Raw genomic sequence first — 12,425 nt, forward strand, 5'->3', positions numbered from 1 at the left:
GATGCGCCGGTAATCTGATTTAGTCACTTTTAAACCGATTTCATTATCATTTTAATTTTTCAGGACATTGATGATAAGTATGAGTGTTTTTAGGATGAATACGGGGTTTTTATGTAAAAATAGGCGCTAGCCGTGATGCAAGCACCTATTGATGGTTCGTTATTTAGACTTTATAACAAGAAACTTACTCTAAAGATTGTAAGCCTTCAATATTCATCTCTTTTGGATAACGGATTTTATAGCTATATTCAATTGCTTTACTCTCATTTTCTTTGAGGTTAAGCCCCCAAGAGAGATTTCCTGTGATGATATTATGGATGCCAGAGCCTAGTTGTAAGTCTTGAATTTTAATCTGCTCATTTTGGCTGACAGGAAGCTGATCTATAACGGTGAGCTTAATGTTATCTGGGCGAGAGTTTGTCGCTTTGATAGTGTATCCAAGTTTTCGCTCAATATTATTGCCGCTAAAAATACCAGAAGAGCCTTGGGTCTTTACTTCTTCTCGCTCAACAATGATTCTTTTTTCAATTCCTAAAGAGAGAGTTAACCCCTGTTGAAGATCATTAAGTTTGAGTACGCCTTGACCGATATAATGGTTTTCAAAGTAGAGACTTGTCACGCCTGGGAGAAGATTTAAGCTTTGCCAATCTTTAATGGTCGCTTGTAAGTAAGCATTAGGGCTGAGTTTAGGAATCGCAATATATTGATACTCCGTCGCAAGTTCAGCGCGCTGAATAAAAATGGTATGTTCTTTACCATCCGATGGGATCGTGTAGGGGATATTAATGAGGTATTGCGTATTAATACCGCCATTATCTGTGATAACGTATTCTTCTAGTGTTCTCTGTCTTTGGGGAGCACCGTTAAAGTCTTCAAAAGAAGCTTTAGCATTCCTTTTTGGTGATTCAGATTCATAATCATATCGAATTTCGCCATATAGTACTTTATTGTCAAGGGGGCTAGCTTCGCTGAGATACCATGGGGTTAGCGTTGGAATCGTTGTGTTTTGTGAGGGATTGCCAGAAGAGAGAATGATGTTGATATTATCCCAAGCAATTCCAGAGTTTTGATAGAGCTTTGCTTTGTAAGTCAGCTCGATAGGTTGATTAACTGAGGTCGTATGAATATCGTAAGTCGGAATCCAGCCCGCCTTATTGACTACGTAGGTAATATCAAGTTTCGTGCTAGTGGCTTTAGGCGCATAGAGTCTGATTTTAATACGAGCGCCGGGCTCAACACCTTTTTGTTTGGTCTTTTCTAGAAGCTGCTCTAAATGATTAATATCATCGTTGATCTTGGTGAGTCGACTTTCTATTTGGGCATTATCTGTTAATAGCTGCTCTGTTTTCTTTTCAACAAGATTAATGAGGTCATTAATCTCATTGACAGATAGGGCATTTTCTTTAGTGCGCTCTAAGTTTTTACTATTATCAATGATCGTAAGCGCTGCCTTATTGGTTTTAAGGCGAATAACATCCGTTGTTTTCTGATCTTTTAGTAGATCTATTTGGTCTTGAATATTTTGGATTTCGCCTGTAGGGATCTCTTTCTCTCGGTAATCTTTAGTAAATTGTGATGAAAGAATAAGAACATCTTGGTCAGCAAAGACCGATAAGGTCTCAGGATTAACATTGCCGGCAATATTACTAAGTATAATATCGCTCTCACCTTTAGGAACGCTCACGGTAGTTTGGCTTCTTAACTCAGCGCCCTTAAGGTAAATCGTGGCATCTGTTAAGTGAACGGGTTGCGTTTTCGCTATCGTATTGCCGCTGGCAAAAAAGGGAAGTGTTAATGCTGAAATTAAAAGAATATAGTGAGGAAGGCGTTTCATAGAGCTCCTTAGATACCATCATGATCCATATTATCTAGTAATAGATATTGTTGATTATGGTTTAAATCAATTGTTTATAGTATCACTATCTAAGAGTTTAAAGCTTTACTCAAATCATATTTAAGCTTTTTATGATTATCCCTTTTCTAACATTGCATTCACTTTAAACTATGCGGCATTTTCCTCAGTTTTTGGAGCACCATATTTATTAACAAAAGCGCGGTAGCTATACTCTCCATAAGGAATTAATGTGTAGCGTTCAATCTTTGACTTACTCTTTTCCACTTTATCAGCTTCAATCTCTTCATTGAGCGCTTCTTTAATCTCATTTGCCTCTTCGTTTGCCATCGCTTCGATAATGGCATCTTCATCAATACGTGGGTCAAGTGTTGCAGCTGCAATAGGTGAGACATGTCCATCAGGCATAAGAACGTGCGGGAGTGCATCTTCCACATCGGTATGGAGCTTTTTGCTCGCTTTAGAGAAATTCATCGCAATAATAGAGAGCGCAATCGCGATGGTGAAAAGATAGAGCCCTTTGGCGCCAAAGTATTCCATAAAGTAGCCAGAGATAAGTGGGCCAATAGCCGCACCCACTCCAAAGAGCATCAGTAAGATGGCACTTAAAGAGACACGTTTATCTTCATCAATATTGTCATTGGCAATCGCCACTGAAAGAGGATAGAGCGTAAATTGTAGTGCAATTGCAAAGAAGCTTGCGATCGCAATATAGATATTTGTGGCAAATGGCATATTAATAAAGATCGAGCAGACTAATAAGCAAAGTGCCACAAGCGTGACTAATAAGAGTCGATTCATGCGATCTGATAGTAAACCTAAAGGCCACTGAATAATCAGTGAAGCGCCGATCGCAATCGCCATATAGATTCCCGCTTCTTGAGTATCTAATCCTAAACGAGTGGCAAAGATAGGACCTAAACCATAGAAAGATCCGACCATCATGCCGGCAAAGAGAGTAATAAGTAGTACTTGTGGCAATGTTTTAAGAAAGTAACCAACATTTAAGGGGGCTGCTTTAAGAGGAATCGGGTGAATTGCTCTTGTGACGGCTAAAGGTACTAAGCAGAGCGAGAAAAACATCGATACAATCATTAAAACACGAACATCAATAGGATCGATCGCTGTAAGCGCTAATTGTCCAATTAAGACCCCTAATGAGCTAACTGCCATATAGATTCCAAAGACGATTCCTCTTTGTGAGGGTTCTGCTTGGTCATTAAGCCAGCTTTCTATCACCATATATTGACACATCATCATGAGCCCCATAATAAAGCGAGCGACTAGCCAAAACTCAAAAAGGTCTACAAGCCCCATCATAATAACCGTCGCAGCAGTAATACCGGCACCTGTTACATAGCTTCTAATGTGCCCAACTCTTGCAATTAGTCTATGCCCAAGCTTAGCGCCAATGACAAGCCCAGTATAGTACGCTGAAGTTAAGCTACTAATTAAAAGATCGCTGACGCCTTGGCTTTCAAGCTCTAAAGCGACAAATGTGGTTAATAACCCATTTGCAAAGAGCATAAAAAGTGTCGCGAGATAGAGCGAAGAAAAGGTTGTGATTGTACGCATATTAAATAGGTCTACTTTTTGAGTAATAAAGAGTTATCAAAAATATCGTGAGGATATGATAGCGCAAAGTTACTTAAAGATAAAAAAGAAAGGCTTTTTAGGTCTGCTTGGTAATAATTAGTTGAAAATAGTTATCATTGCCATTGACTTTGCTTTCATTAATGACAATAATTCCTATTAGCTAAAGGTTAGCACTTACTTAGGAGTTTTTAACACGGATGTTATCTCATATTGGATTTGATAAAGGGTTTAGTTTGAATGCATCGTAATATTTTGTCACAACAGATTAAAGTAGCACTCTTATTGTCAGCTGCTACCTCTCTTTTTGTATCAGCAAATGCTGATGATGTTTTATTGGAGAAGGCAACAGAAGAAGAGGTCACAAAAGCTGCAGACCTCGGATCAATGGTCGTTACCGCTTCTGGCTTTGCACAGGAAGTAAAAGATGCTCCAGCATCAATTTCTGTCATTGGGCAAGAGACGATCAGTCAGAAACCTTTCAATGATATTGGGGATGTTTTAAAAGATGTCGAAGGGGTGAATGTTAGTCGTGGTGGAAAATCCGGTGGCGCAAATATCGGCATTCGCGGAATGGGCTCTGATTACACCTTATTAATGGTCGATGGTCAAAGAGTTAGCCAAAATAGCTCAGGTGCGCGCCCCAATGGTTTTGGGGATGTGGATTCCAGTTTTATTCCACCAAGTTCTGCGATTGAAAGAATTGAAGTAGTACGTGGTCCAATGTCTACACTTTATGGCTCAGATGCTTTAGGTGGGGTTGTGAACGTGATCACGAAAAAAGTACCAGATGAATGGGGCGGACAGGTGACCTTCTCTATTGAAGAGCCAACTAATAGTAAATTTTCAGGGGGAAATACCACTGCATTTTACTTAGGAGGTCCGATTCAAACAGATTTAGTAGGACTTGCCTTAATGGGAAGCTTCCAAACTAAGCGAAACGCAAAGGGAACATATGTTAAAAACCCGGCGGGAGAATTGGGTAAAATCGCTAACTTTAGTGGTTTAGGTGAGCGTAAGAATTTTAACTACGGTGCACGCTTAACATTTACTCCTGAAAACCAAGAGTTTGTAGTGAGTTATGATCGTGGCGTTCAGCGTTATGAAAATGGTGATAATCAGTTAGGAACACAAAATAGCTCCTTAGCTCCTGGAAAAACAGGGGGTGGTTATGCGGATCATTTACGTTTTACTCGTGAGCGAATTGGTGTGACCCATAAAGCAGAATTAGATTTTGCAACGGTAGAATCCGCATTGCTTTGGGATCAAACAAAAACCATCGGGCGTTTAAACCCTATTAATAGAACGCCATCTCCTAGACAAGGGATGGATCGCGATATTAAATATAGCAATATCATTTTTGATCATAAATGGATGTTTGGTTTAGGCGATCACTTTATTAGTGCAGGGCTTCAATATAAGAGCCAGAAATTTAAAGATACGCTTGAAGGCGCTGAATTAGATACAAAACAGTGGCAATGGGCACTCTTTGCTGAAGATGAGTGGATGATTACCGATAATGTCATCGCGACATTTGGTCTTCGCTATGACAAGAATGAAGACTTTGGTAGTCATTTTAGCCCAAGAGCTTACTTAGTTTGGAATATAGATGATAACTGGCAAGTCAAAGGGGGTGTAAGCCGAGCATTTAAAGCCCCAGACTTACAGAAGATGACAGATGGAGTAATTGGTTTAGGGCGACAAGGTGCGCTTCCTTTATTAGGAAACCCCAATTTGAAACCAGAAACGGCAACATCTGCAGAGTTAGGGTTCTCTTATGATAATCTTGATAATTTTAGATTTAGCGCAACAGGATTTTATACAAGCTTTAAAGATAAGATTGAAAGTGTTTCATTAGATAACTGTAATGTAAACAACGTTGCTGGCTGTATCACCATTAATGGTGATGATAGAGGTTCGGCAACCTTTAGTAAGCAATTTAACGTTGATGATGCAAAGCTTTATGGTCTAGAGCTTGGATCACGTTATCAAATTCGTGACGATATTGGCTTAACCGCAAACTATACTTATACCCATAGTAGTTACAAAAATAACAATGGGCAAAAAATCCCATTTAGTAAAACACCTCAGCATATGATCAATATAAAGGCTGACTGGCAGATTACAGGTCAGTGGAATGTATGGGCTGAAGGGGAATATCGTGCAAAAGAGTATAACGATTTGAACTGGCATAAAGAGAAAGTTTATTACCGTAATTATGCGTTAGTAAATCTTGGTGCGAGTTATAAACCGTCCCGTGAAATGACAATTAACTTTGGGGTAGATAACCTCTTTGATAAAAACTTCTTAGATTACCACATGCCAGAAACAGGAACAGCCGCGCCTAAGCCGGGAGCTGATTATCAAAATGGTTATGCGCGTATTGAAGAAGGTCGCAAACTTTGGTTAAAACTAAATTACGAGTTCTAATATAAAATCTTAAAGAGATAATGATGAATAATGGCAATAGAGTTACTGCAATAATGGCCATCCTCTGCGTGAGCTTAGTTCACGCAGGGGCATATATGGGCCTCACTGCTGTAAGTGATCCTGAAATGAGTATGATGCAAGAGGGTAATGCTGTAAGCATGACGATGCATGAGTTTCAATTAGCAGGGGTTACAGAACAGACAGAGGGAAATGCAGAAGATTCAGCAATGGATAGCGAAGAAGCTCCTGAACCGCAAGTAGAGGAGCCGCCAAAAGAAGAAACCCCGCCAGAGCCGGAGCCTGAGCCACCAAAACCTGAGCCAGAGCCTGAACCAAAACCTGAGCCTAAGCCAGAGCCTCCTAAAGAAGAGGTGGTAACGACAAAGGCGCCATCAGAAAATAAAGTTCAGCGTCAAGAAGCGAAACCTGAGCCAAAACCAGAACGCCGTCAACAGCGTCAGCAACCTCGTAAGCAAGCCTCAGATTCAAATGCTCGTGCGGTACAAACAGCTAAAGCAGTTTATAGTGAAAGCGAAGTTAGCGTGCTTAGTAAACCAACACCGGGGTATCCAAGAGCAGCAAGACAGCGCCGTATGCAAGGAACAGTAGATCTTTTAGTAGGCATTAATGAGAGTGGTTCTGCATATTCTGTAAAAATTGCGCGTTCATCAGGACATGATATTTTAGATAAGGCAGCGGCAAAAGCAGCACATGGTATTCGTTTGAAACCATATAAAGTCAATGGTGTTGCAACATCGATTCAAGTAAAGATTCAATATGTCTTTAAGATGTAGTATTGGGGAATCATTATCATCTTCAAGATAGATTCAGGCGTCCCTGTTTCTATTTAGAGATATAATGGCAAGATATTTTTAAACAAAACAACAGCGAATCAAGTAAATAAGGGAACAAGATGGAACCGGTTGTACAAAATTTAGGATTTATGAGTTTTATTGATCAAGGGGACTTTGTCACAAAGGCTCTTTTTGTAATCTTAATTGTGATGTCAGTATTATCGTGGTTAGTGATTTTTCTGAAATTTTTCCAAGGCATTGTTGATAAGATTAAAGGAAAAAAATTCTGTGCTGATTTTTGGGCGGCGAAGAATTTAACTGATGCTGCAAAATTAGTCTCAGCAAAACCTCATACAGCTCAAGAGTCCTTAGCAAAAGAAGGATTTCAAGCATTACAAAAATATCAATCGGGCATTTCAAATATTCAAGGAAATGGTACTCGTGAAGAGTATTTAACAAGTGTTCTTCGTGTCACTTTAGATAAAATTCAATTAACGATTGAAAATGGCGTAACAATTTTAGCAACGATCGCCGCTACAGCACCATTTGTAGGTCTATTTGGAACTGTTTGGGGGATTTACCATGCTTTAATCGAAATTGGCTCAACAGGTGCAGGAACGATTGATAAAGTCGCCGGACCTGTAGGGGAAGCGCTGATCATGACAGGTCTTGGTTTAGCGGTTGCGATTCCTGCAGTAATGGCGCACAGTTGGTTGGTTCGCCGTAATCGTTTACAGATGGGATATTTAGATTCTTTCGCATTTGAGTTATTGGCTGTGTTAGATCGAGCGCCTGCTACAAAATCACAAGCTAATCCGAACGCTTAGGAGGAGATATGTCATTTGGACGTTTACGCCAAGGTGGAGGTGAATCAAGAGCGGAAATCAATATGATTCCACTGATTGATATCATGCTTGTATTATTGGTGATTTTCATCTTAACTGCGCCACTTGTTACACAATCGGTGAAGTTAAAACTTCCTGAGGCTGTGGATCTTAAAGAAGAGCAAACTCAGCAGGAAATTGATAAACCAGTATTAATTGCGATTAATGAAGATTCAGAAATCTTTATTAATGAAGAGAAAGTCGATCACGAAACAGCCTTTATCAAACTCTCTGAGATTAAAGTTGCTGCTGGTGAAAAACCGCCGATGATTCAATTGCATATTGATGCAGCGGTTCCTTATCAAGATGTGGCAAAAATTGTCACAGTCTTAAGTAAGGTCGGTCTTGCCAATATTGGATTTGTTAGCCTTCCAGAAGAAGGTGCTGCGAAGGCACCGTAAAGATTATCGATAAAATCTTTGATTGAGCATCTAGTGGGTTAGTAGCCCCCTTTTAATCAAAGCATCTAATTAAAACCACTATCGTTTATTCGGTAGTGGTTTTTTGTAGTAACAATCTACATATTTGATTAATTTTTATTAACATTAAATTTGTATGAGAATGTCAATGTTTGATTAAAAGACATTGTGTTGTCTTTTATCTTGGAAAATAGGTAGATTGGTAAGGTCCTAGCCACAAATAATATGAATAATGAAGTGGCATTTATGTGTGGCGATTGATTTTCAATAAAACTAAAAATCATTAGAAAAATGATCTAAAACATATGACTGTTAGGGGGAGAGAGATGCTAACAATTATCGGTATTTTAATTATAGTGACAATCGTCACATTACTCATGATGGGGAAAACAAGCCCAATTTTAGCAATGTCTTGCATTCCATTGATGGGTGCTTTAATTGCAGGGTTTTCTTTTAGTGAGATCTCGGGCTTTTTTGAAGCAGGGATTTTAAAAGTGACAAAAGTGGGGGTGATGTTTCTTTTTGCGATTCTCTTTTTTAGTATTTTAAAAGAACTTAGAACGTTTGATCCGCTGATTAAAGCCATGATTAGCGTAACTCGAGGAAATGTCATTATCGTAGCCGTTATTACGGCAATAGTCGCGGCATTAGTCCATTTAGATGGTTCCGGCGCGGCGACTTTTTTAATTATTATTCCGGCATTTTTACCGCTCTATCGTCAATTAGGAATGAGCCCTTATCTAATGCTCCTATTGATGGTGGGAAGTATGGGGGTGATGAATATGGTGCCTTGGGGCGGGCCATTAGGAAGAGCTTCTGCGGTAACGGGGATTGATGCGGCGACACTTTGGCAACATATTATTCCTGTACAAATTTTTGGTGTGATCGGAATGGCACTCTTTGCTGTGATGATGGGCATGAGAGAGAAGAATCGTATCGCAAAAGCAGCAATATTAGGAACAACGCCCTTTGAGCAAGATTATATGGGAGAAGATTTTGGGCCAGAAGTTTTAAGCGATGCCCCTAAATCTAAGTTTTTCTGGTTTAATATTGCCCTTGTTATTGGTGCGATTATCTGTTTAGCATTTGGGCTCTTTTCAGCACCTTATGTTTTTATGTTAGCTTTATCATTACTGTTATTAGTGAATTTCCCTAATCCTAAAGATCAAATGGAGATGATTAATCGCCATGCACCCCAAGCATTATCGATGGTTGCAATTATCTTTGCCGCAGGGGCATTTTTAGGTGTTTTATCAGAGTCGGGTATGTTAGAGTCTATTGCGCTTGATCTTATCAATATTTTGCCTAATTCATGGGTTGCTAATATTCATGTAGCTGTGGGAATTTTAGGGGTACCACTTGATATCTTTACAAGTACAGATGCTTACTATTTTGCATTATTGCCGATTATCCAAGAAGTGGCCGCTACTGCAGGGGTATCTGCAGACTCAGTAGTCTATGCGATGGCAATAGGCAATAATGCTGGTACTTTTGTCAGTCCATTTTCTCCGGCAACTTGGCTTGCTATGGGACTTGCAGGGATTGATATGGGAAGACATCTTCGTTACTCTTTTGGTTGGATATGGCTCTTTAGCCTCTATATTTTAGCGGTAGGATTTTTCTTAGGGCTCTACTATTAGTATCGTAAAATTGGTTTAAAAGTTACTGAATCAGATTGCCGGGGCATTAGTTATGAGAAGAACTAGAGTCTTTCTATCCGGCATTATGCAGGCTTGTTTGATCCATACGCTATACGGTTTAATTTTTGAAATAGCGTTTCTTAAACTGAATCGACTATACTGTTTCATTAAGTATCAATAAAATCCCCTATTATTTTGCTTAATAGGGGATTTTAATGTTTTTATGGACTACTACCAGCCACCAGAAGCGCCACCACCACCACTTCTACCACCGCCACCGCTACGCCCTCCACTAGAGCCGCCGCTAGATCTACCACTACTTCTACCAGATGAACCGCCTCTTGATCCCCCTCTTGAGCTTCCGCCAGAGCTACTGACATTGACCTTAATTGGCGCTTTCATTAACCCTGTTGCAAGCGCAATAGTTTGGAAAATAGTAAGGCCAACCCCTACTAAAATACCAATTTTCATTCCCGCAAAGAAGAAGGCGAAAACCCCAATGATTGCAGAGGAGGGAAGGGCTTGAAATAGCGCCGAAAATAGAACAATTTTTTTAAGATTAGTCCCTTGATAGAGGGTTTGATAAATGACCACAAGAACCCCAACGATCGCACCCGCTAATGCACTTCCGAGAAAGGCATAGGCAAAGATACCACTTAATGTTCCCATGATAAGCGCTAAGATAAAACCTGCTTTTAATTTATTGGGAGAGTTTTCCACTGATTTTAAGCTTTTCTCAAAGTTTTTAAGCGTTCCTATAATCCCGCCATCTGCTGTATCGACAACCTTAGGTTCTCCTGCGTGATAACTCTTTGGCGCAGCTTTATATGTTTTTAATTCCGACGGGGAAGAAGATTGTTTTTTTCCCCCTTTGATAAGCTGATCAATGTCATTCACAGCTTTTTCAGTATATTGTGCTTGTAGTTCTTGGCGTAACTCTAAAGGGACTTGAGTGGGGGCGCTTTTTGGCGCCATTAATGCTCGACGCTGTTTTCGATGTTCTTCCCAGCTGTTATAACTTCCTTTTGTAGCAGTATGCGTTTTTGTGGATTTAGCTCGAGGTTTTCTCTCTTTGCTAAATAAAATAAAGGGAAGAATAAAGACAAGAAATACAATGCTTAACACTGCCACAATAAAGATACTAAAGATCATAATGACTGACAGTACAACCGGTAGATATTGTCTTAAAAGCATCTGTACCCAGTAAGGGAGATTCTGCTTTAAAAATGGTTCACCAAATTCAAGACCATTAGGAGTTGAGAAATTGAATCCTCCAAAATAGAAGATTAATCCAAAAAAGAGCGCACAGGTAAGCGCTGTGATTGTAGGATAATGTTGTAAACCCCTTAATATCCCAAATCCCCACATTAGGAAAGAGGTGCCAATGAGGTAGGCAAATAAGATATCTAAAAAGCCAAAATTAGTAGGTGAGATTGGGATTTGCAGGGGATTTTCTGCTAGAGTTGGAAGAGGTTCATTATTGATTTTAGCGATGATTGCATCAACAGCTTGTGAGATTCCTAAATAAAAATTTCCCGCCCGAAACTCAGGCGTGAGATATTGGTCAATAATCATTTTTGCTGATAAGTCAGGAATAGCGCCCTCTAGCCCATACCCAACTTCAATACGTATCGCTCGATCATTAAAGGCGATAATAAGTAGTACGCTATCATCGACACCTGTACGACCTAGCTGCCATTTTTCCATGACTCTAACCGCATAATACTCGATATCTTCTTGCTTAAGCTCAGGAATAATAAGCACAGCAATCTGTGATCCTGCACTATTTTCAAGCTGCATGATTTTGTCGTGTAAGATTTGCTTTTCTGAGTTAGTGAGAATGCCGGCATGATCCATCACGCCACCTGTTAATGCCGGGATCCCTGTTTTTGTGGTACTAAAATCTAAGGATTGTGTGTAACCTAATTGCACAAATAGCAAAAAGCTGAGCATTAATAGTGTGAGGATTTTCTGTGAGAAGCGTCTTAAGTTAGAAAACCTCTGCTGTAAGGATGGTGTATTTTTGGGCGTTATCATAATGATTTCCAAAAATCGTAAGTTAATAGGTCTCTCTTAAATTACGATTAGTTAGGGGATCAGAGAATGGAATTATACAAATTCTAATATTTAGAAGGAGATCACGGGTGCTTGCTCAATCTGCGGATCATCGACACTAAATTGCTGTAAGGGGTTATAGCCAAAGATTTTAGCGATAAAGACATGGGGAACTCGACGAATGGTCGTATTATACTCTCGAATAGCCTCAATATAGCGATTGCGAGCAACGGCAATACGGTTTTCAGTTCCTTCTAATTGCACCATTAAGTTTTGATAAAGTGAGCTTGCTTTTAAATCTGGATAGTTTTCAACAATCATTAACAGACGAGAGAGCTGGCCTTTCATCGATTTTTGCATCTGCTCATAGGCTTCAAATTTAGCAGCATCTTGGAAATCTTCAGGATTAATCTGCATCTCATTGAGTTTAGCGCGAGATGCGGCAATTTCTGTAAAGATAGACTCTTCATGATCTGAGTAACCTTTCACAGTATTGGCAAGATTTGTGATGAGATCTGTTCTACGTTTATATTGGTTAATCACTTCTGCCGCAGCTGCTTCTTGAGATTCATCTAAGGACTGAATCGTATTGTAATAACCCGCTATAATAAAGCCGACAATAATGACAATGATAGCGAGCGGGATAAAAGCCCAATTTTTTGATTTATTCATGTTTTTTAAATCTTCTTCATGACAAATAGAGAGGAAAAGATCTAGGAGATCTGTGTGCTATAGCATAGCGAATATGACTGTAAATT

9 protein-coding genes are annotated in these 12,425 nt (G+C 39.6%); 5 read left to right on the forward strand and 4 right to left on the reverse strand.

Features of this window, described 5'->3' with window-relative positions:
- Positions 1–184 precede the first annotated feature (184 nt).
- Together MMG00_RS01780 and MMG00_RS01785 are read right to left on the reverse strand one after the other, a co-directional pair.
- Positions 185–1,834 carry a DUF4139 domain-containing protein gene (locus MMG00_RS01780; RefSeq protein ID WP_242150540.1) on the reverse strand — a complete coding sequence of 550 codons (1,650 nt, stop codon included), beginning with the start codon at positions 1,832–1,834 and terminating at the stop codon, positions 185–187.
- Between the two features lie 168 nt (positions 1,835–2,002).
- The gene (locus MMG00_RS01785) at positions 2,003–3,427 is read right to left on the reverse strand and encodes an MFS transporter (protein ID WP_242150543.1); all 1,425 of its coding nucleotides are present in this window, start codon (positions 3,425–3,427) and stop codon (positions 2,003–2,005) included.
- 258 nt (positions 3,428–3,685) lie between these two features.
- Between MMG00_RS01785 and MMG00_RS01790 the strand changes: the two genes are divergently transcribed.
- From MMG00_RS01790 to MMG00_RS01810, 5 genes are all read left to right on the forward strand, one after another.
- On the forward strand, positions 3,686–5,875 hold the full coding sequence (locus MMG00_RS01790; protein ID WP_242150546.1) for a TonB-dependent receptor domain-containing protein: 2,190 nt from the start codon (positions 3,686–3,688) through the stop codon (positions 5,873–5,875).
- Positions 5,876–5,895: 20 nt separating this feature from the next.
- Positions 5,896–6,669 carry an energy transducer TonB gene (locus MMG00_RS01795; protein WP_242150549.1) on the forward strand — a complete coding sequence of 258 codons (774 nt, stop codon included), beginning with the start codon at positions 5,896–5,898 and terminating at the stop codon, positions 6,667–6,669.
- Between the two features lie 119 nt (positions 6,670–6,788).
- A complete protein-coding gene (locus MMG00_RS01800) occupies positions 6,789–7,496 on the forward strand; it encodes a MotA/TolQ/ExbB proton channel family protein (protein WP_242150552.1) in 708 nt (235 codons plus the stop codon).
- 8 nt (positions 7,497–7,504) lie between these two features.
- Positions 7,505–7,954, forward strand: coding sequence for an ExbD/TolR family protein (locus tag MMG00_RS01805; RefSeq protein WP_242150555.1), 450 nt, complete (start codon positions 7,505–7,507; stop codon positions 7,952–7,954).
- Between the two features lie 344 nt (positions 7,955–8,298).
- A complete protein-coding gene (locus MMG00_RS01810) occupies positions 8,299–9,612 on the forward strand; it encodes a CitMHS family transporter (RefSeq protein ID WP_242150558.1) in 1,314 nt (437 codons plus the stop codon).
- A 231-nt stretch (positions 9,613–9,843) separates the two neighbouring features.
- Here MMG00_RS01810 and MMG00_RS01815 read toward each other — a convergent pair whose 3' ends face one another.
- Together MMG00_RS01815 and MMG00_RS01820 are read right to left on the reverse strand one after the other, a co-directional pair.
- Positions 9,844–11,649 carry a TPM domain-containing protein gene (locus MMG00_RS01815; protein ID WP_242150561.1) on the reverse strand — a complete coding sequence of 602 codons (1,806 nt, stop codon included), beginning with the start codon at positions 11,647–11,649 and terminating at the stop codon, positions 9,844–9,846.
- 90 nt (positions 11,650–11,739) lie between these two features.
- Positions 11,740–12,339: a LemA family protein gene (locus MMG00_RS01820; protein WP_242150564.1), complete on the reverse strand. Its 600-nt coding sequence runs from the start codon at positions 12,337–12,339 to the stop codon at positions 11,740–11,742.
- Between the last annotated feature and the right edge of the window lie 86 nt (positions 12,340–12,425).

The organism is Ignatzschineria rhizosphaerae, from assembly GCF_022655595.1.
GTDB classification, from domain to species: Bacteria; Pseudomonadota; Gammaproteobacteria; order Cardiobacteriales; family Wohlfahrtiimonadaceae; genus Ignatzschineria; species Ignatzschineria rhizosphaerae.

Excerpts from the sequence above, each read along its gene's own strand:
- MMG00_RS01780 (WP_242150540.1), bottom strand. The coding sequence starts at position 1,834 with ATGAAACGCCTTCCTCACTATATTCTTTTAATTTCAGCATTAACACTT.
- MMG00_RS01785 (WP_242150543.1), bottom strand. The coding sequence starts at position 3,427 with ATGCGTACAATCACAACCTTTTCTTCGCTCTATCTCGCGACACTTTTT.
- MMG00_RS01790 (WP_242150546.1), top strand. The coding sequence starts at position 3,686 with ATGCATCGTAATATTTTGTCACAACAGATTAAAGTAGCACTCTTATTG.
- MMG00_RS01795 (WP_242150549.1), top strand. The coding sequence starts at position 5,896 with ATGATGAATAATGGCAATAGAGTTACTGCAATAATGGCCATCCTCTGC.
- MMG00_RS01800 (WP_242150552.1), top strand. The coding sequence starts at position 6,789 with ATGGAACCGGTTGTACAAAATTTAGGATTTATGAGTTTTATTGATCAA.
- MMG00_RS01805 (WP_242150555.1), top strand. The coding sequence starts at position 7,505 with ATGTCATTTGGACGTTTACGCCAAGGTGGAGGTGAATCAAGAGCGGAA.
- MMG00_RS01810 (WP_242150558.1), top strand. The coding sequence starts at position 8,299 with ATGCTAACAATTATCGGTATTTTAATTATAGTGACAATCGTCACATTA.
- MMG00_RS01815 (WP_242150561.1), bottom strand. The coding sequence starts at position 11,649 with ATGATAACGCCCAAAAATACACCATCCTTACAGCAGAGGTTTTCTAAC.
- MMG00_RS01820 (WP_242150564.1), bottom strand. The coding sequence starts at position 12,339 with ATGAATAAATCAAAAAATTGGGCTTTTATCCCGCTCGCTATCATTGTC.